This window comes from Bradyrhizobium sp. SZCCHNR2028, assembly GCF_032380995.1.
Classification (GTDB): Bacteria; Pseudomonadota; Alphaproteobacteria; order Rhizobiales; family Xanthobacteraceae; genus Bradyrhizobium.
Genome location: NZ_JAUHJF010000002.1, coordinates 1 through 22,924 on the forward strand (window position 1 = coordinate 1; position 22,924 = coordinate 22,924).

A 22,924-nucleotide genomic window follows, 5' to 3' on the forward strand; every position below is an offset into this window, starting at 1 on the left:
GATGCAGTCATGGCTCGAAATTGCACCGCGCCGAGCCCTCTCACCCCCCTAATTCGGATTCTTGCCCAGCCTCGACGCCCCCGAGTAAGGTCCTCCTCGAAGCAAGGCGGGCGATCTCGTCGACGCGCAAGGGGGATCGAACCTTGATCGCGTTGCCGCAGCCGAGAAGCTGCACAAGCGTTCCGGAAAACCCTCTCAAGTATTTGACTCTCGGCACCAAGCCTTTAGGCGTTCTGCATTTGCAAAGGTGTCAAATGAAGAAGCAAAATCCTCGATACCCATACCCGGCTGAGGTGTCTTCCACCGACGCTATCAGGATGGTCGCCTGGGCGAATGAGATTGCCAGAGATGAATGGGCGCCGGAGTTCGGCAAGGAGACGACAGTTTTTTGGTTCAAGGATGAGAAACACCCAGAGGCATTGATGACTGCTTACTATCTGAGACAGGAACTCTCAGCTTCTAAGCGGGAGTGATAGCGCGAGGTCCAGTTCTTGGAATCAATCCCGGACCGTGGATGGCGGTAGGCATGGGTCAAAAGCGGGAAAGCTGGTTTAATCGCGCAGGGGGCCGACTGCTGGGATGTCGCATTACGAGCTGGCCGTGTTTGGAAAATAAATCTGGTTGTCTGACAAAAGCAGCCTAGGCCGCTCTGTTGACGAGCTCTGAAAATCCAGCCACAGATGCTTATCCCTTCCCCACCGCTGGAGAGCGATCCTGATAAGGAGAGCTTTGCCATGCCTAGGGTTCCGCCAGAACTGAACCTCAAGATCGGCCTGTTCTCGGTCAGCGCCAAGGGCGTGGAAGCCGTGAGGGCCATTCGCTGGCCCGTGGCCTTCGCCGTGACCCTTCTGGCTCCTGTGGCCCTCGGCGTGGCCGTTTACGGCTTGGCTCATGTTGATGCGCTACGATCTCTTTTGCGGCACTGGTGGTCTTAGGTTTGGTATGCGTGCCAAAGCTAATTTAAGGGCCTGACAAAGCTCAGGAAATAGCATCATGCTGAGCGGGCAAGCATGTTCGTATGTAAATGCTGGCGTAACCGCCTCTATTCTTTAGTAAATTTGTGTTGCTGGTACAGCGCGAGACCACGGTGCGTTGCGCGGTCCTCGAATCTGTGGCCCCATACCACTTGGTGATTCGACGGTTCTCCTGAGTTTAAATGGAGGACTACGTCATGCGCTCACCTTCCAAGTTTGAAGTGAAGTTCCTGGGGATCAGCGTGTCGGCTGAGGGTACGCTGGGTATTGCCGCAGCTTTGTTGGTCGTATTCGCGGCCTTCATCTTTTACCGGTTCTGAGATGGAAAAGCCGAGACCTGAGCAGATCGCCTTGGGCGACGAAATGTTTTACCTGCGCGGAAAGATCATCACGGGCTACGCCCAGGTGGAATTTCTCCTCGCCGATCTGTCGGTAAAGCTGAACGTCAGGTTTCCGTTTAAGATCAAGGATCGCATCAAGGCGGCAAAGGAAATCGCTGAACGGCCCGGGTATGAGAAGTATCGGGGCGAACTGCATGATATCTGCGACCACCTCGTGGACTACGACGAACTCCGGCATTTCATGGCACATGGTCTGGTGACGATTACGACCATGGCCGACGCTCATAGTCTCCAGATGAGGCGATACGACCGTAAAGACAAAGAGCACTTCGTGCAGTATCAGCTGTTCACGGACCTGGATAAGCTCAGGAATGCCGCCATCGACGTTGCCGCGTACTCGTCGCGCGCTGTGCGCCTGTTTCACACAATGTACCTTGAGCAAGATCTGGAAAAGTAGAAACAATCAGAAAATAAATCCCCCAAGTGAACTAGCGCGGCCAATTTTTCGGTGATTATTGGTAGGCTCTTCAAAGAGGTTTACGTGACCCAGATCGATGTTCTTCAATTTCTGATCAGGAAGGGCCCAGGGCGTACAGAGATTGAACTGGCGCGGGCGATTCACGGCGACAAAGGGTATCAGCAGCAGGTCAACCAAGACCTCTCGTTACTGCTCGGTCGGGGTACGGTGGAAAGGCGGGGCGTAGGGGGACAGCATGGTCCCTTTCGATATTTTCCGGCCCTTCAAAACGCTACGGAACGCTGACGAGACTCTTTATCACAACGGTATGCCGACTAGAACACACTCGCGGCTTCGGGCTGGCAGCTACCAGCTTCTCGCATAAAATTGCCCATAATTGCAGAGGTATGGGCTGTGTTGTCAGGCTTGATCGTAACCCGCTTGTTTCGCTGCGATGATGGCTATGTCTGCAGGGACCATGAGTACACCAAAAGTCCCTGAAGGTCGTTCTGGCACCGAGGAGTGGGTGAGGAAACGCTGAACCTCTCTAGATTAGCCATCGTCGTCTTCAATGGCGTCCATCACACCGTCAAGCGCTACTTCGAGGGCCCGCCGCGTGTATGATTTATTCTCGTCAGTCAGTGCGCGGCCCATGGTGACCGCGTCCGCGATAACGGTTACCGGCGTAAGCGCCACTGTTCCTGCGGCCTTGAACAGTTTTCCAATCACCGCAAAGGCGAAGCGTCACCGTAACGCCTTGAGAACGCTCGGGGATGGAAGTCCGGCTGACACGACGCTAGGCGGTTGAAATGCTCGAAATCGAGATCGCCGGCCGGGATTTCCTCGTCGGCCCTGGCGTCGCTGACCTCAGCCTCGAAGGCCGCGAGTTCCGCGGAGTCCCGGATGTCGAGCTTGTTCTTCAGAACGATCGTGCCGGGATAGCAGTAGTCGTCGGCGACCGCGTCGTACATGGCGGCCTAAGCCATGCGGTAGGCTTCGATGATCGACTTCCGGCGTTCCTCGGAGGAAAGGGCCTTACCCGTCGAAGACGAGGCTCCCTTCATCTTGGGAGAGTACTGGATTCCCTCGACGGCGCTGATCTTGCGAAACCGGGCGCTGCCGATCACAAAGCCACCGGCTTTGGTCTTTTTTGGCGAGGGTTTCTTTGGGGCCATGACGGAACAGTAGCACAAGTAGCGCGATGTCGCACGACGAGAAAATAGGGGATCGGCGAGCGTGACTTGGAAGCCGTAAAGGAATGCCTGAGGTGAGCGATCTCCTCTCACAAAATGGAGGCCTTGCGACCTCCAGCGCCCCGCGGCGTCTCTGCTCGATCGCTTCCGCCGCGGAGTACTGGATGCTCCGCCTGCGCGGAGCATGACAGCATTGGGGGGCGAGAGTTCGATCCATCCAAGAGCGCGATTCAGGTAAATGCTCGTCTAGATCAGCCCGTACTGCATCCGCTCGCGCCGTGCCAGCAGCGGCAGGGCTTGGCCGGCGACGTAGGTCTTGAAGTGGTCGCTCTCCTGGTGGGCCTTGAACGCGGCTTCGTCGCGGAACAGCTCGTAGAACAGGAACTGCGCCGGGTTGTCCTTGGCGCGGGAGATCAGGAACAGTTTTGCGCCGGGCTCGCGCTGCGCCTCGGGCAGGAAGCGCGACAGGATCTCGGCGACGCGGTCGGCTTCGCCGTCCCTCGCCTCCCATTGCGCCACCACCAGCAGGCCGCCGCCGCTGACGGCCTCGTTCACGGTTTTCGTCTCGATGGCATATCCGGTCATTGTGATCGGTCCTTTCGTTGAAGTGCTGCAAGGGCAACGATACCGCAGTTCCTGCATCAGATCCTTCGATGGCGGACGAAGGATGGATGTGTACATGAGGGCGTAGGGCGGATTAGCCGAAGGCGTCATCCGCCATGTGTCTCGGAAGGTCGGCGGGTTACGCTTCGCTAACCCGCCCTACGGGCTGGGGAGTACGCGATGCCTGGGCTTGTTCCGCCTGCGGGGCCTGGCGCCTCGCGGGGCGAAGGCCCGGCATCGACGTCTTTCCTTCTCCGGATTCGACGACGTGGATGGCCGGGACAAGCCCGGCCATGACGACGTTGAAACAGCTCGGCCGGACTCTGACGGCGTCATATGCGATAGGCCTGCAGGGCAGCGAGGCCTCGATGCCGCAGAGCACGACGGCGGGGCCATGCAGATCGCTCGGGAGCGTTCCGTCTTGCCCGCCCTTGTGTCCGGCTCGCAACGCTTTAGAAAGGCCCCAACGCTGGTGGCCGCGCGTTGCGCTGGGCCGGCTGTCATCATCAACAAGCAAGGCGAGCAGCGGTGGACGCCCTCAAAGTACGCAACGCAGCCGACGTCGAGGAGGTGGTTCGCGCCGCGATCGCCAGCGAGCAGCCGCTCGACGTCATCGGTCATGGCTCGAAGCGCCAGATCGGGCAGATCACGACCACCAACGCCGTGCTCGACCTGTCGGCCCTGAGCGCGGTCGTCGCCTACGAGCCGAACGAGCTGATCATCACGGCGCAGGCCGGCGCGCCGCTCGCCGACCTGCTGTCGCTGATCGATTCGAAGAGCCAGCAATTCGCGTTCGAGCCGATGGACACGGGACCGCTGCTCGGCACGGCCGGCCGCGGCACACTCGGCGGCATGATCGCGGCGGGCCTGGCCGGTCCGCGGCGCATCCGCGCCGGCGGGGCGCGCGACCATCTGCTCGGCGCCCACGCGGTCTCCGGCTTCGGCGAGAGCTTCAAGACCGGCGGCAAGGTCGTCAAGAACGTCACCGGCTATGATCTCTGCAAGCTGCTGGCGGGCTCCTGGGGCACGCTCGCGGTCATGACCGAGGCGACGCTGAAGGTGATGCCGCGGCCGGAGTCGGAGCGCAGCCTGGTGCTGCGCGGGCTCGACGACCTCAAGGCCAACCGCGCCATGACCGCGGCGCTGGGGTCGCCGTTCGACGTGTCGGGGGCTGCGCATCTGCCGGCCTCTACGCTGCGGCCGGAGGTCGATGGGCTGCGCCCGATCGGCTCGCCGCGCGAGGCGGTCACGGTGATCAGGCTCGAGGGCATCACGGCCTCGGCGGCGCATCGGGCGGCGTCGCTCGCCAAGCAGCTCGCGACCTTCGGTCCGGCCGAGATCATCGCGGACGACGCCTCCGCCCAAGTCTGGAGCGCCGTGCGCGACGTGCTGCCGTTCGCGGCCAATGGTCCGCTCGGCGCCTGGCCGGTCTGGCGGATCGTCTGTCCGCCGGTGTCGGGCAGCGCCATCGGGCAGGCCTTGGCGCGTCAGACCGGCGGCGAGGTGATCTATGACTGGGGCGGCGGGCTGATCTGGGCGGCGCTGCCGCCGCAGCCCGATGCGTCGGCGGGGCTGGTGCGCAAGCAGGCCGAGGCCGTCGGCGGTCACGCGACGTTGCTCCGGGCGTGGGACGAGATGCGTCTGGCGGTCGACGTCTTCCACCCGCAGCCGCCGGGTGTCGCCGCGCTGGAGGAGCGGGTGCGCGTCTCCTTCGATCCCAAGACCATTCTCAACCGCGGCCGTATCAGGCGGAGCGTTGCGCCATGAAGACCGAGTTCACCTTGGCGCAGCTCGCCGATCCCGACATCGCGGTCGCCGACAAGATCCTGCGCGCCTGCGTCCATTGCGGCTTCTGCACGGCGACCTGCCCGACCTACGTGCTGCTCGGCGACGAGCTCGACAGCCCGCGCGGCCGCATCTACCTGATCAAGCAGATGCTGGAGAAGGACCAGGCCCCGACCGCCGACGTGGTCAAGCATATCGACCGCTGCCTGTCGTGCCTGTCCTGCATGACGACCTGCCCGTCCGGCGTCCACTACATGCACCTCGTCGACCAGGCGCGGGGGCGAATCGAGCAGAGCTACCAGCGCCCGCTGACGGACCGGCTGCTGCGCGCCGTGCTCGCCTATGTGCTGCCGCGGCCGCGCGAGTTTCGGCTCGCGATGACCCTGGCGCGGCTCGGCCGGCCGTTCAAGGCGCTGCTGCCGGCGTCCTCCGCGACGCAGGGACCTGTGCCGAGCCTGCTGCGGCGCGTCAGGGCGATGCTCGACCTGGCGCCGGCCGCGGCGCTGCCGCCGCCGGGGCCGGCGGGCGGCAGCGTGTTTGCCGCGCAGGGCGCGCGGCGCGGCCGCGTGGCGCTGCTGCAGGGCTGCGCGCAGGCGGCGCTGGCGCCGCGCATCAACCAGGCTGCGATCAGCGTCCTGACGCGGCACGGCGTCGAGGTCGTGCTGGTCAGGGACGAGCAATGCTGCGGTGCGCTGACCCATCACATGGGGCAGGACGCCGACGCGCTGGCGCGCGCCCGCGCCAATGTCGGGGTGTGGGCTGCCGAGGCAAAGCGTGGCGGTCTCGACGCCATCCTGGTGACGACCTCGGGCTGCGGCACCGTCATCAAGGACTACGGACACATGCTGCGCGAGGACCCGCAATATGCAGCGCCCGCTGCGGCCGTGTCGGCCATGGCGAAGGACATCAGCGAGTATCTCGCAGGTCTCGATCTGGTCTCCGCATCTCGGCACGACGACCTCGTCGTGGCCTATCACTCCGCCTGCTCGCTGCAACATGGGCAGAAAATCACGAGCATTCCGAAAGAATTGCTTTCCAAGTGCGGATTCGTGGTGAAAGATATACCGGAGAGTCATTTGTGTTGCGGTTCGGCGGGGACCTACAACATTCTCCAGCCTGACATCGCGATGAAGCTGCGCGATCGCAAGGTCGCCAACATCGCGACCGTCAAGCCGAATGTGATCGCGGCAGGCAATATCGGCTGCATGATGCAGATTGCCAGCGGCACCACCGTTCCCGTCGTGCACACCGTTGAGCTTCTCGACTGGGCGACGGGCGGTCCGCGACCAGGAATGATTTGACGGACGGGCGCGTGCTGACTGCCGGCCCGTCCCGCCGGATGAGTTGATCGATCGGCGGCAACTGGAGGGTTTCTGATGGCGAAGGACAAGAAGGCGAAGAAGGACAAGAAAGAGAAGAAGAAGCTGATGGCGCAGGCCAAGACAGCCAAGAAGGCGACGAAGAAGTCCGCCAAGAAGGCTGCCAAGAAGTCCGCAAAAAAGGCTTCCAAGAAGGCTGCAAAGGCGCCGGCCAAGAAGGCGAAGAAGACCGTGAAGGCCGCGGCGAAGAAGGCGGCCAAGGCTCCTGCCAAGAAGGCGCCTGCCAAGAAGGCTGCTGCGAAGAAGGCTCCCGCCAAGAAGGCCAAGACGTCGGCCGCAAAGGTTCCCGCTGCGCCGAAGAAGAAGGCCGCCAAGAAGCGGGCTCCCAAGATGGCTCCTCTGGTCGAAACCCCCGAAGTGAGCGCAACCGAATCGGCTACCGAAACCAGTTGGGCGATGCCGAGCGTGGCGCCCGAGGCGCACGAGGACGGAGAGGGGACTGCCTCCGGAAGCTGATCTTTCCGGATCGGATCGTTCTCACCACCGAACGAATTCACATCGGGAGGCCGCGGCGGCAACGCTGCGGCCTTCTCGTTTGTTGTTGCCTCCGTCTGTTGCCTCCGTCTGCTGCCTCCGTCTGTTGGCTCCGTTTTGGCTGGCCATCTTGTCGATCTGCTTGTCGCCAGCGTCGCCCCCGCAGATCTACGGCCGGGCGAATCCGATCCCGATGCGCTGCGGCATTTCGCTTGCGGCACGACGAGTCAGCGTGCCGGCACACCGTCCTGGGGGGCTCTAGGACACGGAGATTTGTTGTTCAAATGCAACACGCGCTGACTACCTGCCGTGGAATTGTCAAAACGCCCAAAAAGGCGGCAGATGCCGCGCTTTTTTGCTTCACCTGCGGCGAGACCCTGGCGCAAATTGCGTCTGGATGACGCAGCCGGTCTTGTTTGCGCCCTGGGGGGCCAATGTGGGGCAGGCTTTTTCGAAATAGGGTGATGGGGATCGTCATGAAAAAGTGGGCTTTGCTGGCAACGGCGCTGGCAATGGTTTCGGGATCGGCTTCGGCGGCGGACATGGCGGTCAAGGCCTATAAGGCTCCGCCTCCGGTGGCGTTTGAACCGTGGGATATCGCGTTCGGCGCGGCGATCATGAACGACTACGTCTTCCGCGGCATTACCCAGTCGAACCACAAGCCGTCGGTCGCCGCCTATTTCGAGCCGCGCTTCAACGTCAACAAGGACCTGCAGTTCTACGTCGGCGTCGCTGGCGAGAGCATCTCCTTCCCGAACCGGGCTGCGGCCGAGATCGATATCTACGGCGGTATCCGCCCGACCTTCGGCGCCTTCGCCTTCGACATCGGCGTCTGGGGCTACCTGTATCCGGGCGGCACCTGCTATTACGGCGGCGGCGCCACGACGGACTTCGCCGGCCGCGCGCTGAGCGCCGAGTGCCAGGCCAACACCTTGACGAACTTCAACACCATGAAGAAGGACGTCAGCTTCTTCGAGGTCTACGGCAAGGGCACCTATACGGTGAACGACAACTGGTCGTTCGGCGTCACCGAATTCTATACCCCGAGCTTCCTGAACTCCGGCGCCTGGGGCAACTACGCCTCGGTCACCGGCAAGTATACCGCTCCGAGCACCCTGTTTGGATCGAGCGGCGTCGGCATGTACGTCTCGGGTGAGTTCGGTCGCCAGTGGTTCGGTACCACCGACAGCTTCTACGGCACCGCGGCCTTCCCGAACGGCATCCACTACGCCGACTACAACACCTGGAACGTTGGCGTCGGCTTCACCTACAAGGTGTTCACGCTGGATCTGCGCTACTCCGACACCAACCTGTCGAAGGGCAATTGCAACGCCTTCACTGGCGACTTCACCGCCAGCGGCACCACCAACGTCACCGCGATCAACCCGGGTGGCCTGGGCTCGAAGTGGTGCGGTGCGACCGGCATCGCCAAGCTCTCGGTCGACCTGACGGCGATGACCAACCTGAAGTAATCGTCCCAAGGCGGATCGAAATTCCTGACGAGGGCGGCAGAGCAATCTGCCGCCCTTCTGCTTTGGTGACGGCAGCTCGCCGCGGTCGCTCGGGCGTCTTGCCGTCCTTCTGGATCGCCATCTTCTGGATCGCGATGGCTCGGACGCCGCCCGGGCAATTGGACTTCTCATGGGGCGCAGGGGCGCGATGAGATCCCTGGCGGCGCCCTCGGGACAATGGGCTGGGTTCGGGGCGGATCTCTCAGACCCCTTGCTGTTGGAGACGCGCCGCTTTGCAGCGCGTCTTCATCCATGAGGTCCGCAGCGTTCGCTTCAGTTGCCTCCACCCGCGGTCGCGTCGGCAGCCTGTCCCGCCGGCCGCAGCGAGAACCGGTCGCCATCCCGAATCAGCTCGACCCTTCGATCATGGAGATCGTGCAGGGTCGAGCGGTGCCCGATCGAGACGACTGTGGTCTGCGGCAGCCGCTCGGCGATGATCCGATACAGCCGGGCTTCGCTCGGCTCGTCCAGCGACGCCGTGGCCTCGTCGAGGAAGAGATATTGCGGCTGATGCAGCAGGGCGCGGGCGATGCCGAGTCGCTGCTGCTCGCCCAGCGACAGCATCCGGTTCCAGTGTGCGTCCTCGTCGAGCCGGTCGGCGAGCTGCGGCAGGCCCACAGCGACGAGCGCCTCCTTGACCAGGTCGATGCTGAACGCGTCGGCCGCTGCCGGATAGACGATCGCGGCCTTGAGCGGGCCGATCGGGAAGTAGGGCCGCTGCGGCAGCATCATCAGCTTGGCATGCGCGGGCACGCTGATCGCACCGCTGCCGAACGGCCAGACCCCGGCGATGGCGCGGAACAGCGTCGACTTGCCGGCGCCCGACGGCCCGGTCAGCAGCGTGCGTTCGCTGCTCTTGAGGCTGAAACCGTCGGCCGCGATCAGCGGCAGCCCGTTCGGCAGCTTCAGCAGCAGCTGGGCGAGGTCGATGCTGTCGTCCGCGTGGTTGACGACATCGATCGTCTGCGGCTCGCCCGAGAGCTTGGCGGCGCTCTCGATCGACATGTCGAAGCCGTCGAGACGGGCGACGGTCGAGCGCCAGTCAGCCAGTGTACGATAGGCCGACACGAAGAACGACAGCGCGCCCTGCACCTGCGAGAATGCCGACAGTGTCTGCATCACGCCGCCTAGCTGAACCTTCTTGGCGAAATAGGCCGGCGCGACCAGCACGTAGGGAAAGATCGTGGCCGCCTGCGAATAGCCGGCGGTGAAGGCCGTCAGCCGTTTGGTCCGGCTCATGATCTGATACCAATTCTGGACCACGCGACCGAACCGGCTCGCCAACTGGCCCTGCTCGACGGCTTCGCCGCGCAACAGCGCGATCTGCTCCGAGCTCTCGCGTACCCGCACCAAGTTGAAGCGGAAATCGGCTTCATAGCGCTGCTGCTCGAAATTCAGATTGACAAGCGGCCAGCCGATCCAATGCGTTAGTGCCGTGCCGAAGATCGAGTACAACAGGGCTCCCCAGACCAGATAGCCGGGTATCCGATACTCCGTACCGAACAGCGTCAACGGAGCCTCTTCCGACAGGCCCCAGAGAACCACGACGAACGAGGCCAGCGTCACGATCGAGCTCAGCAGGCCGATCGTGATCGTGAGCGTTTGCTCGATGAACTGCTTCACATCTTCGGCGACGCGCTGGTCAGGGTTGTCTGCCGCGTCTCCCTTGAGCTGCATGCGATAGTGGTTGGCCTCGCCGAGCCAGCGCTTGAGGTAGGCCTCGGTCATCCACCGCCGCCAGCGGATCTGCAGCCACTGATTGAGATAGAGCTGGTACACGGCCAGAATGATGAAGACGGTGGCCAGCACGACGAACACGCCGAGCTCCCAGATGAAGCTGTTCCAGTCGTATTGCTGCAGCGCGTTGAAGAACCGGCTCTGCCACTGGTTCACCAGAACCTGGATCGCAACCAGCGACAGCTCGATGGCGATCACGGCGGCGAGCAGGCTGCGGCCGGCGACCTTGTCCTCGGAGCGGAAGTAGGGAATGGCGATCCGCCAGACGGTGGCGACGGTCGAGCGCAGATTGTTCACAGAGGGGCTGCTCCTGAGAAAAGGTCTTAACGGGCTGACGAAAAACGAGAAAATCGCAGTGATTGCCGCCTGTATAGACTAAAGTCGTAATGTGGCGGGTGACCGCCGGCTTGTCGGTCGCGTGTGACAAACCGTAGCATGGGGCAGGGGAGAGGGACTGCGACCGCCGCCAGATTTCGCGAGAATTTGAGCAGAGTTGGGCGTTGCCGGTTTTGTGATCTCCTTTTCCGACCTTTGCCGGGCTTGGGGGCCTGGGCGAGGAGACCTGATCCGTCCCGCCGGACCGGGTCCAACAACAAGAACGTGGGGGGAGAAGTCACGATGTGGAATCAAATCTACGACCCGATGGGGAGCCCGGCGCTGTCGACGCTGGCCGCCGCCGTCCCAGTGGTGACGCTGCTGGTGCTGATCGCCAGCGGCAAGGTGAAGGCACACATCGCGGCGATCATCGCCGTGATCCTGACCAACCTGATCACGATCTTCGTGTTCACGATGCCGGCCAACATGTCGCTGCGCGCGACGTTTCTGGGCGTCATCACCGGCTTCTTTCCGATCGGCTGGATCGTCCTGAACGTCATCTTCCTCTACCAGGTCACGGTCTCGACCGGCCGCTTCGAGTTGCTCAAGCGCGCCATCGGCGGCGTCACGGAAGACCGGCGGCTGCAGCTGCTGCTGGTCGCCTTCTCCTTTGGCGCCTTCTTCGAGGGCGCGTCGGGCTTCGGCACACCGGTGGCGATCACCGGTGCCGTGCTGATCGGCCTCGGCTTCTCGCCGCTCGCGGCGTCCGGCCTGTCGCTGATCGCCAACACCGCCCCGGTCGCCTATGGGGCGCTGGGCACGCCGATCCAGGGCCTCGCCTCGGTCACCGGTCTCGATCCCTACATCCTCGGCGCGATGGTCGGCCGGCAGCTGCCGGTGTTCTCGCTGATCGTGCCGTTCTGGGTGATCTGGGCGTTCGCGGGCTGGAAGGGTATGAAAGACGTGTGGCCGGCGATCCTGGTCACCGCCGTCTCGTTCGCGGTCCCGCAGTTCCTGATCTCGAACTACATCAATCCGTGGATCGTCGACATCGGCGCCTCGCTGATCTCGATGGGCGCGCTGATCCTGTTCCTGAAGGTCTGGCAGCCGAGGCAGCTGTGGCTGTCGCCGGCGTTGCGCGGGCGTGACGAATCGGCCGCCACGATGACGGCGGCGAAGCCGCTGGACCGCACGCCGCTGACGCAAGCCGAGCTCTGGGGCGCGCTGCTGCCCTGGATCATCGTCTGCGTGATCATGCTGATCTGGGGCAACGGCGCCTTCAAGGCCTGGGCGAACTCGATCTTCACCTGGAACTATCCGGTGCCCGAGCTCGACAAGCTGATCAACAAGATGCCGCCGGTGGCTGCGAAGCCGACACCGGAAGGCGCGGTGTTCTCGTTCACCTACCTGACCTTCACCGGCACCGGCATGCTGATCGCCGCGATCATCTCCGGCTTCCTGATGGGTGTCGGACCGGGCAAGCTGATCGCGGAATATGGCCGCACCATCCGTCTGTGCGCGATCTCGCTGATCACGATCTCGGCGATGCTGGCGATCGGCACGCTGACCCGGCTGTCCGGCGTCGACGCAACGCTCGGCCTCGCCTTCGCCGCGACCGGCGTGCTCTATCCGTTCTTCGGCACCTTGCTCGGCTGGTTGGGCGTGGCGCTGACGGGATCGGATACGGCCTCGAACGTGCTGTTCGGAAACCTGCAGAAGATCACCTCCGAGCAGCTCGGCCTGTCGCCTGTCCTGATGGCGGCTGCCAACTCATCCGGTGGTGTCATGGGCAAGATGATCGATGCGCAGTCGATCGTGGTCGCTTCGACCGCCACCAACTGGTACGGCCACGAGAGCTCGATCCTGCGCTACGTCTTCCTGCATTCGATCGTGCTGGCCTGTCTGGTCGGCCTGTTCGTCACCTTGCAGGCCTACGTCTATCCGTTCACGGCGATGGTGCTGAAGTAGCAACACCGGCAGCGACAAAAGCCCCGCGCCGCAGCTGCGGCGCGGGGTTTGCTATGTTTGGAACACATTTGTGCGGGAGCCGTGGCGCGGCGGGGATCACGGTCGTCGCCTGGAAGGCGCAGCCCTGCGTGTGATTGGTCTGAAGAGGAACGATGCAAGTGTTGAAGCGTGGCTGCGCCGTGGCGATGATGGCGTTGTCGATGTCGGGCCTGCCGCTTGCCGGCGCGTCGGCGGAGGAGTTTCCCTTCGGAATGGAGATGACGCTCGATGCGTTACCAATGCCCGGCTCGAAGCGCGTGCCGGATCTCGACATCGGCGACAACGGCGAGACCGTGCTGGAGCTCTGGTGCAAGGGCGGCAAGGGGCAGTTCTCGGTCGCCGGCAACACCATCGTGTTCATCGCCAGCAAGATCGAGGACCGCAACTGCCCGGCGGCACGCGCGCAAGCCGATGACGAGCTGATCGCGGCGCTGAGCGCGGCGACGAACTGGAAGCGTCAGGGCGACCTGATCATCTTCATCGGACCGAAGACGCTGCGCTTCCGGCTCAACACCAATTGAGCCGAGACGGCCGTATCGAAAGTCCTAGTCTTGGTCACATCGATATATCGGCATGTGGACCTCGCTGTCATGGTCCGGCACCTGGTCCTGCTTCATGCACGTTCGCGATTCCGCAGCACGCAGCTTTGAGGTCAGCCCCGCTGTCACCCTCCCCTGGAGGGGGAGGGTCGCCTCTCATGAGCGCAGCGAATGGGAGGCGGGGTGGGGTGATCTCCCCACGTGCACCGGTGCCCGCGGCGTCACCCCACCCCGCTCGCCCGCTTCGCGTGCGATCGACCCTCCCCCTCCAGGGGAGGGTGGCATCTGAGATCGCGGCGCCTGCCGTCGCCTTACTTCCAGACGGAGTTGTCCGCATCCCAGCGCTTGGCCTTGAAGGCCTTCGCCAGCTCGTCGATGGCACCGCCGTCGTCGCGGGTATCGCTTTCCTCGTCGCCCGAGGATTCGTCCGACAGGATCAGCTTGGCGCTCGATGCCTCATCGACGGTGGTCGTCGTCGGGCTGCTGATCCACAGCATCAGCGCGTCCGCGCCGCCCGGCTTGTCCGCCGAGACGAGGCCGGTGACCTCGATGACGTCGGTCAGCTCGAGCGCCGGCATCAGCTGGCTCGGCCGCTTCAACGTCAGCTTCAGCTTGCCGCTGACCGGATTCCACGCCGCACTCGTCGGCCTGGCATTGTAGGTCTTGGCCAGCACGTCGGAGATGGCGCCCGCCAGCTTGTCCTTGTTGATCTTGTCACCGTCGCGCCAGTCGGCCGCCGCAAAGCGGATGGTGCGGTCCATCTCGACCGTGCCGGCGGTCCAGCCGGCGGTGACGACGCCGTTCATGGTCCGCGCCTTCGCGATCAGTGCGCCGGCTCGTTCGGGGTCGACGGTCATGCTGATGGTCTGCTCGCCCGCGCGCAGTGCGTCGCAGCTCACGATGAGGCTCGACAGCGAAACTTCGACGTTCTCGCCCTTCAGGCTCTTGAGGAAGTCGGTCACCGCGTCGAGCTTGAGCCGGACCGAGACCGCCTCGGGCGAGACGTCGGTGAAGTCCTTCGGCTGGGCGCTGATGCCGTCGTCGCTCGACTGGCTCTCCTGGAACTCTTTCTCGCTGACGTCGGAATTGTCGGTCGACGCCACCTCGGTGACGGTCTTGCCGATCGCGATCTGTCCGCGGAACTCGAACGTGTCGCCGGTCGGCTTGCGATTCAGCTTCACCGTGACCGGCTCCTTGGCGCCGTTGCTCTGGGTCGCACCGGTCAAGGTCTGGCCATTGACGGTGAGGCTGACCACGAAGCGGTCCTTGCGATCCGAATTCTTTGCGACGGGATAGCAGACGTCGAGCGTGGCGGCGGTGACGGTCTTGCCCTGGCGCGTCTCCTTCAGGATCACGTCGGCATTGCCGTCCATCAGGCCGTCGATCGCGGTGAAATACCGAGTCTCGTTGGCGGGGGCCTTGGTCCCGCTCTTGCTCTGGGCCCAACCGAGTTCCGGCGCGGCCGCTGCAATCACGGCCAGCGCAAGCAAAATCGCGCGCATCTGAAAATCCTTGTGGGGGCAGAATCGGCCTTAAGCTGTAGCGCCGATTTGCGATCGCTGCACCCCCGGGCGCGGACACTCGGCCAAAAAGAAGGCCGCCCGGAGGCGGCCTTCCTGAACGTCTCGGTGATGCAAGGGGGGGCTCAGAAGCCCATGCCGCCCATTCCACCCATGCCGCCGCCGGCCGGCATCGCGGGAGCCGCGTCCTTCGGCAGCTCGGCGACCATGGCCTCGGTGGTGACCAGGAGGCCGGCGACCGACGAGGCGTCCTGCAGCGCGGTGCGGACCACCTTGGCCGGGTCGATGATGCCCTTGGCGACCATGTCGACATAGTCCTCGGTCTGGGCGTCGAAGCCGAAGGTCTCGGACTTCTCGTCCAGGATCTTGCCGACCACGATCGAGCCCTCGACGCCGGCGTTCTCGGAGATCTGGCGGATCGGAGCCTCGAGCGCCTTCAGCACGATGTTGATGCCGGCCTGGACGTCCGAATTGGCGTTGGTGATGCGGCCGACCGCCTTCTTGGCGCGCAGCAGCGCGACGCCACCGCCGGGGACGATGCCTTCCTGCACCGCAGCGCGGGTCGCGTTGAGGGCGTCCTCGACGCGATCCTTCTTCTCCTTGACCTCGATCTCGGTCGCGCCGCCGACGCGGATCACCGCGACGCCGCCGGCGAGCTTGGCCAGACGCTCCTGCAGCTTCTCGCGGTCGTAGTCCGAGGTGGTCTCCTCGATCTGCGCCTTGATCTGGCCGACGCGCGCCTCGATGTCGGCCTTCTTGCCGGCGCCGTTGACGATCGTGGTGTTCTCCTTGTCGATCACGACCTTCTTGGCGCGGCCGAGCATCTTCACCGTGACGTTCTCGAGCTTCATGCCGAGGTCTTCCGAGATCAGCTGACCGCCGGTCAGGATCGCGATGTCCTCGAGCATCGCCTTGCGGCGATCACCGAAGCCCGGCGCCTTGACGGCGGCAACCTTGAGGCCGCCGCGCAGGCGGTTGACGACCAGCGTCGCCAGCGCCTCGCCCTCGACGTCCTCGGCGATGATCAGCAGCGGACGGCCCGACTGCACCACGGCTTCGAGCACCGGCAGCATGGCCTGCAGGCCGGACAGCTTCTTCTCGTGCAAGAGCACGTAGACGTCGTCGAGCTCGGCCGTCATTTTCTCGGCGTTGGTGACGAAGTAGGGCGAGAGATAGCCGCGGTCGAACTTCATGCCTTCGACGATGTCGACCTCGGTATCGAGCGACTTGTTCTCCTCGACCGTGATGACGCCCTCGTTGCCGACCTTCTGCATCGCCTGGGCGATCATCTTGCCGATCGCGGCGTCGCCATTGGCGGAGATGGTGCCGACCTGGGCGACCTCGGAGGACGAGGCGACAGGCTTGGCGCGCTTCTCGATGTCCTTGATCACGGCGGCCACCGCGATGTCGATGCCGCGCTTGAGATCCATCGGGTTCATTCCGGCGGCAACCGCCTTGGCGCCCTCGCGCACGATGGCCTGGGCCAGCACGGTCGCGGTGGTGGTGCCGTCACCGGCGGTGTCGTTGGTCTTGGAGGCGACCTCGCGCAGCATCTGCGCGCCCATGTTCTCGAACTTGTCCTCCAGCTCGATCTCCTTGGCGACGGTGACGCCGTCCTTGGTGATGCGCGGAGCGCCGAAGCTCTTCTCGATGACGACGTTGCGGCCCTTCGGGCCGAGCGTCACCTTGACGGCGTTGGCGAGAATGTCGACGCCGCGCAGCATGCGGTCGCGTGCGTCGCCGGCGAATTTGACGTCCTTGGCTGCCATTTCAAAATTCTCCTGGAGTAGACCTCGACGGCGAGGGGCGTGATCGCCCGTCTGTCGCCGGAACGAGGTTGCAGAGCATTTTCGCCCGGGGCGGCTGATCGCCGCCCCCGGCAGGTCGGGATCAGGCGACGACGCCCATGATGTCGGACTCCTTCATGATCAGGAGCTCCTCGCCGTCCAGCTTGACCTCGGTTCCGGACCATTTGCCGAACAGCACGCGGTCGCCGACCTTGACGTCGATCGGGATCAGCTTGCCGCTCTCATCACGGCCGCCCGGGCCGACGGCGACGACTTCGCCCTGCGAGGGCTTTTCCTTGGCGCTGTCGGGAATGATGATGCCGCCCTTGGTCTTCTCTTCGGCGTCGATGCGCTTAACCACGACGCGGTCGTGCAGGGGACGAAACTTCGATTTGGCCATGACGGATCCCTTTTGGGGTGCTTGGATAAGTTGTTGCTGTCGGAGGAAATCTGAATGCGGCCACATTTGACGCCCACTTGGCGCCAACTGGCTCGCAGCCTTAGCAATCGCGCCCTCCGAGTGCTAAAGACCGCTCGGGGAAATATGGCTTGCGGCTGTTCCTGTCAAGCAACGGCCGGCAGTTAAGCCGTTCTTGAGGCTGTTAGGGGATGTTGTCCCGGGCCAGACATGTTAGTGGAGCGGCGTCGTCATCCGACGTCATTGCTCTGACGAGCGTTTTGGGTTTGGTTGCCGGACGGGGCAGCCACGATCTTGTTCCTAAGGGGATGCCATGACGAGTTCACGGTGCGCGCGGCCGGTTGCCAATCTCGCGATCGCGTCGGCGCTCACGATGCTTCTGGGAGCGTGCACGGGCTTCAGCCTGTCGCCGTCGCCCCCCATGCAGACCGAGGCGCCGGTCGAGCCCGAGGTTCCGGCGACGATCCGCCCCGAGGATCTCGTCGGCAAATGGGGCCTCGCCGCTTACAACAACCCCAACGACCGTCCGCGCACCGAGAAGATGGCGTTGGCGCAGTGCAAACAGCCCTATGTCATCGGGGCGGGCACGTCCGGCGGTGTCGTGATGCATCTGGCCGACCAGGCGACTCCCCAGGAGCTGCGCCTGAAGGGCTCGGCCAGCGGCAAGAACTACATCGGCCCGGCCGGACCGCCCGGCGGCGAGCAGGACCGCGAGGTCGTCTCCTTTGACGGCCGTGTGCTGATCACCCGCTTCGTCGACAAGGATGCGGCGACCCGTTACCAGACGATGGTCTACGTCCGCTGCGGACCGCGCGCCTGAGATCCGGGCGAAGCCCTCGCGACAAGCCCCGGCCACACCCAAAAGCCAAACGAAAAACGCCGGTGAAAGCGCCGGCGTTTTGCTTGGTGCTGCTCGGTGCCATCCCTGGTCGGCGTGGCCGCCGGTCAGGCAGGACGAGGTCAGTTGAACATCGCGTCGATGTCGTCCTGCGAGGCGTGGCCGACGTCGCCTTCCGCCTTCGGGCCGTTCAGCAGTCTGGCGTCGCCCTCGCGGTGGTCGACGATCGGCGGCGTATGCGCCTTGATGGCGTCGACGCCACCCCAGATGTCCATCATCACCACGATGTGGTGCTCGATGAACTTCATCGTGGTCATGACCTTGTTGATGCGCTGGCCGGTCAGGTCCTGGAAGTTGCAGGCCTCGAAGATCGAGACCACCCGCTCCTGGATCTCTTCGCTCAGGATCTTCTGCTGGTCGGCCGAGTCCACCTTGGACAGCGCGCTGGCGGCCTGGTCGATCGCCTCCGCGGCTTCGAGGATCTGCTGCGTCGCCTGCTCGGTGCCGCCGACGACCGCGCCGAGCTCGCCGTTGACCTTGGCCATCTCCTCGCCGTTGAAGCTCTTGGCATGGAGGGTCGCGATCTCGCCCTTGGTGCGGTTGATCGCGTCGTGGATCAGGTCGAGCTCGACCTTGAGCTTTTCGCACTGCTCGATCTGGGCACGATAGGTCTCGAGCAGCGCGCGCGCTTCGGCGACCTCGCGTGCGGCGGACTCTTCGATGGCGGCGTTCGCCGTGTTGCTGCCGCCGCTGCGGATCGCATTGGCCATCTGGGAGCGGATCGCGCGGAGCTCGTCCATGATTTCCTTGTGGTTGGGGCCGATCTCGCCGCCTACGAATTCAGGCTCCGGCATATGGCCGACGATTGCTTCTTCGATACGGAAACGCTTGCGAACCGCCATGATAGTATCCCTGACCTTTTGCTCGGATCAGTTCTACGCAGAGGCTATTTAACATCGCGTTCACGCCAGGAACCGCCGTTGAGCAACGCTGGCGTGCATCGTGCGTCAACGATTAACCATGCGCCAGCGGCCTTCACGCAAAATAAACGCTAGCGATCAAAACCGCCGCGTGTGCAGCGATGGTGAATCCCGGCGCCTCCTGCGTTTACCAAAGCGATCGGGTTTTGCTCTTTATTGACGATACGCGGCGGCGCATTTGCCTCGCGCGATGAACAGTCTTCAGACGAAACAGTACAGAGTACGTCGATGTTCAAATCAGTATCCGCAGCGCTGCTGGCCGGCGCATGCGTTTTCCATGCAGGTCTGGGCCGCGCCGCAGCCCAGGGATTTCAGCAGCCGACCGTGATCTATAGCGGCCCGCCGCAGCAGTCCGCGCCGGTGCGCACCGCCTATGTCGAACGCTCGCGCATGGGCGGCGGCTTCATCGAATTCCTGTTCGGGGATCCGCAAGGCGGCCGCGGCGCGCCTCCGCCGGGACAGCCGATGTACCAGCAGCAGCCGTCCTACTACGAGCCGCAGCGGCTGGCGCCGGGCATGGTCCCGCAGCAGGGAGTGCCGGATGAGGAGGCCTATGAGCAGACGCAGCGGCCACTCGATCCGAAATACGAGAAACAGATCGTTGACTATAACGGCAAAGAACGGCCGGGCACGATCGTCATCGATACGCCGAACAAGTTCCTCTATCTGGTCCAGGGCGAGGGCAGGGCGCTCCGCTATGGCATCGGCGTCGGCCGCCCCGGCTTCACCTGGTCGGGCGTGAAGACGATCTCGGCCAAGCGCGAATGGCCGGACTGGACGCCGCCGCCGGAAATGCTCGCGCGTCGGCCCGACCTGCCGCGGCACATGGAGGGCGGGCCGCAGAACCCGCTCGGCGCACGCGCGATGTATCTCGGCTCGTCGCTGTATCGGATCCACGGTTCGAACGAGCCATGGACGATCGGCACCAACGTCTCGTCAGGATGTATCCGGATGCGCAACGAGGATGTGATCGATCTCTATGGCCGGGTGAACGTCGGTGCCCGGGTCATCGTGATCTGACGACCGCCGCTGCACGACATCAGCAACAGAAAAAGGCCGCCCGCAGGGGGCGGCCTTCGCATTCTTCAGTTCGTTGCGACCCGAGAACTTCACGCGTAGTCGCTGCCACCGTCGTCGTCGCCATAGCCGTCATCGGCATCGAAGTCGGCCGCGTCGCTGTCATTGCCGCTGTCGTCATGGCTCGCCTGGTCGAACAGGCCGGCCCGGCCGCCGTCGCCGCCCGGGCGGCCGATGTCGTCGAGACCGGCGTCGCGCGCCAGCGAGCCGCCGGACTGGTCGCCGCTCCACGGGCTGGCACCGCCGCCCCGCTCCTCGATGATCGTGGTGTCACCGAACGCCTGATGCGACCCGCCGCCCATCATCGAGCGGATGCCGCCGAGCAGCAGCGAGCCGCCGACCATGCCGGCCGCTGCGGCCGCCGCCGTGCCGAGGAACGAGCCGCCTCCACCGCCGAACATGCCGCCGCGCGGCTGGCCGAAGCCGCCCTGATCGTAAGGGCCGGGCTGACCGGGATAGCCGGGCTGGCCCTGGTAGCCCGGGGGCATCGCCTGGCCGCTGTTCCAGACCGGGCGGCTCTGCGACGGCGGCGGCACGTTGGGGACCGAGCCGCGACTGCCCGAGCCGAAGATGCTGTCGCGCATCGAATCGAGGAAGCCGCCGGACTGGCCCTGCGGGGCCTGGGCGTGCTGCAGCTCCTCGATGCGGGCGTTGGCGCGCTTCAGGGCCTCGTCCTGCACCAGCACCGTCTGCACCAGCGCATAGACGGCATTGGGAGCCCGCTGCAGCGCCTGGGCGATGGCGGCGGCAGCCTCCGGATCACGCGGTGCACTCTCCAACGTGGCAAGCCGGTCGAACAGATCGTCGATGAGTTGGCGTTCTTGCGGTGTCATGTCGTTCTCCTGCCGCTTGCCTTGTTCCGGCCAAGCGCGGCCAAGATTTAGGGGGACTTTGTGGCCCGGCCAGCCGGGGCGCGGATTAAATTTCCGTATGCGACAAAGCGTCTTTGCACTTGCGAGGCGTTTCGGAAGCCGAAGGCGGACGGCATGCCTGCCTCCCTCCCACTTCGAACGCCGCCGCGCCGGGTTTTGTTCGCCGGGGCACGCGAAACATCCATCAGTCGAGCGTCACCTTGCGGCGCTCCAACAGGCCCGGAAAATGCTCGCCGGCAAGATAGGCGTGCTCATGCTCGCGCTGCACCGTCAGCGGATCGAGCTCGATGAGGACGTCATCGACGAAACCGGGGTGGCACATCACCAGCCCATGCTCGGGCAACTCGTCGAGGAAGCCATCCATCAAAGCTCCGAAGTCGGAGGCTTTGGTGAAGTCGTAGGCGCCCGCGAAGCCGGGATTGAAGGCGATCTCGGCCCGCCTGGCCTGACGGCGGAATTGCGCGCTGAGCACGTCCAGCAGCAGCGCCTTCGGCGCCGTCAGCCGCTGCATCAGGGGCAGATTGCGGCCGCCCTGGCGCACCCAGGCCGTGGGCGCAGTTTCCTTGACGGCGGCGAGAAAGCCCTCGCGCACCTGCGGATAGAGCTGGGCATGCTGGTGGCCGTCGACGAAATCGGGGGCGCGACCGAACAAATCGCCGAACGCTGCAAGCTGAACCAGGACCTCGGCACGGATCATCTCGGGATCGAGCCGGCGGGTCAGTCCGGCGCGCAGCAGCTTCGGGAAGGGCAGGAACATGCCGCCTTCCGAGGGACGGAAATGCATCGTCAGGGGCCGGAACGGCGCGGTCAGCGTGACGTGCAGGCCGATGGCGCAACGCGGGCTGTCGGACGCGACCTTGGTCAGCTCCGTCACTTCGTCGCGCCCGATCGCGGCGCCCACGGTCATCACCGAGGTTGCGTTCAACCGACCGCGCGCGATCAGGTCTCGGATGGCGCTGTTAACCCCGGGGCTGATGCCATAGTCATCGGCGCACAGCCAGATGCGTCGGTGCGGCGTCGCGCTCATTCGGCGGCGTTCCTCTCGGCGCCGTCGCTGCGCGCATCGAGCGCTGCACGCTTCTCGCTGTGCTCGGCGACGAAGTAGATCGGACGCGCCTTCAGCTCGGACAGGATCTTGCCGATATACTCGCCCATGATGCCGATCATGATCAGTTGCACGCCGCCGATCGTCATCAGGCCGACCATCAGCGAGGGATAGCCGGGCACCGACTTGCCGGTGGCTAAAGTCTCCCACAGGATCGAGAGGCCGAACAGAAAGGCCGCCGAGGCGAGCAGGATTCCGAGCAGGCTGGCGAACCGCAGCGGGGCGACCGAGAACGAGGTCAGGCCTTCGATCGACAGGCCGAGCAGGCTGGTCAGGTTGAAGGCCGTCACGCCATGGGCACGCGCGGCAGGCTCGTAGTCGACGCGGATCTGGCGGAAGCCGATCCAGCTCGCCAGGCCCTTGAAGAAGCGGTTGCGCTCCGGCAACTGCCGCAGCGCGGCCACCGCGCGCGGCGAGAGCAGGCGGAAGTCGCCGGCATCCTCCGGGATCTTCTGCCGCGCGCCCCAGTTGATGAGCGCGTAGAAGCCGTGCACGGCGACGCGGCGCAGGAACGGCTCGTTGTCGCGATGTGCCTTGGCGGTATAGACGACGTCATAGCCGTCCTTGATCCAGTGCGTGACGAGCTGCTCGACCAGGGCCGGCGGATGCTGGCCATCGCCGTCCATGAACAGCACGGCGCCGCGCCGGGCATGATCGAGGCCGGCCATCAGCGCGGCCTCCTTGCCGAAATTGCGCGACAGCGAGACGACCTGGATGTCGAGCGCATCGGCCTGCAAGGTGCGCGCAATCGCGAGCGTATTGTCGCGGCTGCCATCGTCGACATAGACGAGCTCACAGGCGAGACCGAAGCGCTGGCGCAGCGTACGGGCGAGATTATTCAGCCGCTCGTGCAGCGCCGTCAGTCCCGCGCCCTCGTTGTAGACGGGGATAACGATCGACAATCCCTGCGACGCGGCGTCGGCCGCAGTCGTGGTCAGATCCGACACGTCAGTTCCCAGCATTGCTCAGCGTCCTCGTTCTGCTACCAACATATGGTAGCTGCGCTCGCCTG

The 22,924-nt window shown here is 64.4% G+C and carries 24 protein-coding genes; 12 read left to right on the forward strand and 12 right to left on the reverse strand.

Translation table 11 applies throughout. From position 1 onward, the window contains the following. The first annotated feature begins 143 nt into the window (after window positions 1–143). From QX121_RS03135 to QX121_RS03150, 4 genes are all read left to right on the forward strand, one after another. Window positions 144–473: a hypothetical protein gene (locus QX121_RS03135; RefSeq protein WP_315811137.1), complete on the forward strand. Its 330-nt coding sequence runs from the start codon at window positions 144–146 to the stop codon at window positions 471–473. A gap of 261 nt (window positions 474–734) precedes the next feature. Beyond that, window positions 735–935 carry a hypothetical protein gene (locus QX121_RS03140; protein ID WP_315811138.1) on the forward strand — a complete coding sequence of 67 codons (201 nt, stop codon included), beginning with the start codon at window positions 735–737 and terminating at the stop codon, window positions 933–935. A 221-nt stretch (window positions 936–1,156) separates the two neighbouring features. After that, window positions 1,157–1,294, forward strand: a complete 138-nt coding sequence (locus tag QX121_RS03145) for a hypothetical protein (RefSeq protein WP_315811139.1) — start codon at window positions 1,157–1,159, stop codon at window positions 1,292–1,294. Between the two features lies 1 nt (window position 1,295). Then, window positions 1,296–1,772: a hypothetical protein gene (locus QX121_RS03150; RefSeq protein ID WP_315811140.1), complete on the forward strand. Its 477-nt coding sequence runs from the start codon at window positions 1,296–1,298 to the stop codon at window positions 1,770–1,772. Window positions 1,773–1,778: 6 nt separating this feature from the next. Here QX121_RS03150 and QX121_RS03155 read toward each other — a convergent pair whose 3' ends face one another. The 3 genes from QX121_RS03155 to QX121_RS03165 all read right to left on the reverse strand — a co-directional run bounded on the left by QX121_RS03155 (window position 1,779) and on the right by QX121_RS03165 (window position 3,550). Beyond that, the gene (locus QX121_RS03155) at window positions 1,779–1,970 is read right to left on the reverse strand and encodes a hypothetical protein (RefSeq protein ID WP_315811141.1); all 192 of its coding nucleotides are present in this window, start codon (window positions 1,968–1,970) and stop codon (window positions 1,779–1,781) included. A 527-nt stretch (window positions 1,971–2,497) separates the two neighbouring features. Next, the gene (locus tag QX121_RS03160) at window positions 2,498–2,743 is read right to left on the reverse strand and encodes a hypothetical protein (RefSeq protein WP_315811142.1); all 246 of its coding nucleotides are present in this window, start codon (window positions 2,741–2,743) and stop codon (window positions 2,498–2,500) included. 468 nt (window positions 2,744–3,211) lie between these two features. Further along, a complete protein-coding gene (locus tag QX121_RS03165; protein WP_315811143.1) occupies window positions 3,212–3,550 on the reverse strand; it encodes a putative quinol monooxygenase in 339 nt (112 codons plus the stop codon). A gap of 546 nt (window positions 3,551–4,096) precedes the next feature. Between QX121_RS03165 and QX121_RS03170 the strand changes: the two genes are divergently transcribed. From QX121_RS03170 to QX121_RS03180, 3 genes are all read left to right on the forward strand, one after another. Next, entirely contained in the window at window positions 4,097–5,335 is a 1,239-nt protein-coding gene (locus tag QX121_RS03170; RefSeq protein ID WP_315811144.1) for an FAD-binding protein, read from the forward strand. Beyond that, on the forward strand, window positions 5,332–6,654 hold the full coding sequence (glcF, locus tag QX121_RS03175; protein ID WP_315811145.1) for a glycolate oxidase subunit GlcF: 1,323 nt from the start codon (window positions 5,332–5,334) through the stop codon (window positions 6,652–6,654). The genes QX121_RS03170 and glcF overlap by 4 nt, the downstream gene beginning before the upstream one ends. A 75-nt stretch (window positions 6,655–6,729) precedes the next feature. Beyond that, complete coding sequence (locus QX121_RS03180; protein WP_315811146.1) at window positions 6,730–7,188, forward strand: hypothetical protein; 459 nt, start codon at window positions 6,730–6,732, stop codon at window positions 7,186–7,188. 298 nt (window positions 7,189–7,486) lie between these two features. Here the strand turns inward: QX121_RS03180 and QX121_RS03185 are convergent, their stop codons facing one another. Continuing rightward, complete coding sequence (locus tag QX121_RS03185; protein WP_315779399.1) at window positions 7,487–7,759, reverse strand: hypothetical protein; 273 nt, start codon at window positions 7,757–7,759, stop codon at window positions 7,487–7,489. Between QX121_RS03185 and QX121_RS03190 the strand changes: the two genes are divergently transcribed. Then, window positions 7,683–8,678: a TorF family putative porin gene (locus QX121_RS03190; RefSeq protein ID WP_315736549.1), complete on the forward strand. Its 996-nt coding sequence runs from the start codon at window positions 7,683–7,685 to the stop codon at window positions 8,676–8,678. The two genes, QX121_RS03185 and QX121_RS03190, sit on opposite strands and share 77 nt — an antisense overlap. A gap of 312 nt (window positions 8,679–8,990) precedes the next feature. Here QX121_RS03190 and QX121_RS03195 read toward each other — a convergent pair whose 3' ends face one another. Then, window positions 8,991–10,751, reverse strand: a complete 1,761-nt coding sequence (locus tag QX121_RS03195; protein WP_315811147.1) for an ABC transporter ATP-binding protein/permease — start codon at window positions 10,749–10,751, stop codon at window positions 8,991–8,993. Between the two features lie 321 nt (window positions 10,752–11,072). Between QX121_RS03195 and QX121_RS03200 the strand changes: the two genes are divergently transcribed. Both QX121_RS03200 and QX121_RS03205 read left to right on the forward strand, forming a co-directional pair. Next, window positions 11,073–12,737, forward strand: coding sequence for an L-lactate permease (locus QX121_RS03200; RefSeq protein ID WP_315736551.1), 1,665 nt, complete (start codon window positions 11,073–11,075; stop codon window positions 12,735–12,737). A gap of 152 nt (window positions 12,738–12,889) precedes the next feature. After that, window positions 12,890–13,297, forward strand: a complete 408-nt coding sequence (locus tag QX121_RS03205) for an META domain-containing protein (RefSeq protein ID WP_315736552.1) — start codon at window positions 12,890–12,892, stop codon at window positions 13,295–13,297. Between the two features lie 329 nt (window positions 13,298–13,626). Here QX121_RS03205 and QX121_RS03210 read toward each other — a convergent pair whose 3' ends face one another. The 3 genes from QX121_RS03210 to groES form a co-directional block, all read right to left on the reverse strand. Continuing rightward, on the reverse strand, window positions 13,627–14,817 hold the full coding sequence (locus QX121_RS03210; protein WP_315736553.1) for a hypothetical protein: 1,191 nt from the start codon (window positions 14,815–14,817) through the stop codon (window positions 13,627–13,629). Window positions 14,818–14,960: 143 nt separating this feature from the next. Then, the gene (gene groL, locus QX121_RS03215) at window positions 14,961–16,604 is read right to left on the reverse strand and encodes a chaperonin GroEL (RefSeq protein ID WP_315777953.1); all 1,644 of its coding nucleotides are present in this window, start codon (window positions 16,602–16,604) and stop codon (window positions 14,961–14,963) included. A 121-nt stretch (window positions 16,605–16,725) separates the two neighbouring features. Then, window positions 16,726–17,022, reverse strand: coding sequence for a co-chaperone GroES (groES, locus tag QX121_RS03220; RefSeq protein WP_008961387.1), 297 nt, complete (start codon window positions 17,020–17,022; stop codon window positions 16,726–16,728). 331 nt (window positions 17,023–17,353) lie between these two features. Between groES and QX121_RS03225 the strand changes: the two genes are divergently transcribed. Next, window positions 17,354–17,860, forward strand: a complete 507-nt coding sequence (locus tag QX121_RS03225; RefSeq protein WP_315736555.1) for a hypothetical protein — start codon at window positions 17,354–17,356, stop codon at window positions 17,858–17,860. 140 nt (window positions 17,861–18,000) lie between these two features. Here QX121_RS03225 and QX121_RS03230 read toward each other — a convergent pair whose 3' ends face one another. Then, the gene (locus QX121_RS03230; RefSeq protein WP_315716668.1) at window positions 18,001–18,780 is read right to left on the reverse strand and encodes a protein phosphatase CheZ; all 780 of its coding nucleotides are present in this window, start codon (window positions 18,778–18,780) and stop codon (window positions 18,001–18,003) included. Between the two features lie 306 nt (window positions 18,781–19,086). On the opposite strand from QX121_RS03230, the gene QX121_RS03235 reads away from it, so the two are divergent. Then, window positions 19,087–19,878 carry a L,D-transpeptidase gene (locus QX121_RS03235; RefSeq protein ID WP_315811148.1) on the forward strand — a complete coding sequence of 264 codons (792 nt, stop codon included), beginning with the start codon at window positions 19,087–19,089 and terminating at the stop codon, window positions 19,876–19,878. A gap of 89 nt (window positions 19,879–19,967) precedes the next feature. Here the strand turns inward: QX121_RS03235 and QX121_RS03240 are convergent, their stop codons facing one another. From QX121_RS03240 to QX121_RS03250, 3 genes are all read right to left on the reverse strand, one after another. Further along, window positions 19,968–20,768: a DUF2076 domain-containing protein gene (locus tag QX121_RS03240; RefSeq protein ID WP_315811149.1), complete on the reverse strand. Its 801-nt coding sequence runs from the start codon at window positions 20,766–20,768 to the stop codon at window positions 19,968–19,970. A 223-nt stretch (window positions 20,769–20,991) separates the two neighbouring features. Beyond that, complete coding sequence (locus tag QX121_RS03245) at window positions 20,992–21,834, reverse strand: ChbG/HpnK family deacetylase (RefSeq protein WP_315811150.1); 843 nt, start codon at window positions 21,832–21,834, stop codon at window positions 20,992–20,994. Further along, window positions 21,831–22,874, reverse strand: a complete 1,044-nt coding sequence (locus tag QX121_RS03250; protein WP_315736560.1) for a glycosyltransferase family 2 protein — start codon at window positions 22,872–22,874, stop codon at window positions 21,831–21,833. Before QX121_RS03250 ends, QX121_RS03245 begins: the two co-directional genes overlap by 4 nt. Window positions 22,875–22,924: the final 50 nt, after the last annotated feature.

Excerpts from the sequence above, each read along its gene's own strand:
- QX121_RS03190 (WP_315736549.1), top strand. The coding sequence starts at position 7,683 with ATGAAAAAGTGGGCTTTGCTGGCAACGGCGCTGGCAATGGTTTCGGGA.
- QX121_RS03250 (WP_315736560.1), bottom strand. The coding sequence starts at position 22,874 with ATGCTGGGAACTGACGTGTCGGATCTGACCACGACTGCGGCCGACGCC.
- QX121_RS03210 (WP_315736553.1), bottom strand. The coding sequence starts at position 14,817 with ATGCGCGCGATTTTGCTTGCGCTGGCCGTGATTGCAGCGGCCGCGCCG.
- QX121_RS03150 (WP_315811140.1), top strand. The coding sequence starts at position 1,296 with ATGGAAAAGCCGAGACCTGAGCAGATCGCCTTGGGCGACGAAATGTTT.
- QX121_RS03145 (WP_315811139.1), top strand. The coding sequence starts at position 1,157 with ATGGAGGACTACGTCATGCGCTCACCTTCCAAGTTTGAAGTGAAGTTC.
- QX121_RS03200 (WP_315736551.1), top strand. The coding sequence starts at position 11,073 with ATGTGGAATCAAATCTACGACCCGATGGGGAGCCCGGCGCTGTCGACG.
- QX121_RS03240 (WP_315811149.1), bottom strand. The coding sequence starts at position 20,768 with ATGACACCGCAAGAACGCCAACTCATCGACGATCTGTTCGACCGGCTT.
- QX121_RS03225 (WP_315736555.1), top strand. The coding sequence starts at position 17,354 with ATGACGAGTTCACGGTGCGCGCGGCCGGTTGCCAATCTCGCGATCGCG.
- QX121_RS03205 (WP_315736552.1), top strand. The coding sequence starts at position 12,890 with ATGCAAGTGTTGAAGCGTGGCTGCGCCGTGGCGATGATGGCGTTGTCG.
- groL (WP_315777953.1), bottom strand. The coding sequence starts at position 16,604 with ATGGCAGCCAAGGACGTCAAATTCGCCGGCGACGCACGCGACCGCATG.
- QX121_RS03235 (WP_315811148.1), top strand. The coding sequence starts at position 19,087 with ATGTTCAAATCAGTATCCGCAGCGCTGCTGGCCGGCGCATGCGTTTTC.
- QX121_RS03245 (WP_315811150.1), bottom strand. The coding sequence starts at position 21,834 with ATGAGCGCGACGCCGCACCGACGCATCTGGCTGTGCGCCGATGACTAT.
- QX121_RS03180 (WP_315811146.1), top strand. The coding sequence starts at position 6,730 with ATGGCGAAGGACAAGAAGGCGAAGAAGGACAAGAAAGAGAAGAAGAAG.
- groES (WP_008961387.1), bottom strand. The coding sequence starts at position 17,022 with ATGGCCAAATCGAAGTTTCGTCCCCTGCACGACCGCGTCGTGGTTAAG.
- QX121_RS03165 (WP_315811143.1), bottom strand. The coding sequence starts at position 3,550 with ATGACCGGATATGCCATCGAGACGAAAACCGTGAACGAGGCCGTCAGC.
- QX121_RS03160 (WP_315811142.1), bottom strand. The coding sequence starts at position 2,743 with ATGTACGACGCGGTCGCCGACGACTACTGCTATCCCGGCACGATCGTT.
- QX121_RS03140 (WP_315811138.1), top strand. The coding sequence starts at position 735 with ATGCCTAGGGTTCCGCCAGAACTGAACCTCAAGATCGGCCTGTTCTCG.
- glcF (WP_315811145.1), top strand. The coding sequence starts at position 5,332 with ATGAAGACCGAGTTCACCTTGGCGCAGCTCGCCGATCCCGACATCGCG.
- QX121_RS03230 (WP_315716668.1), bottom strand. The coding sequence starts at position 18,780 with ATGGCGGTTCGCAAGCGTTTCCGTATCGAAGAAGCAATCGTCGGCCAT.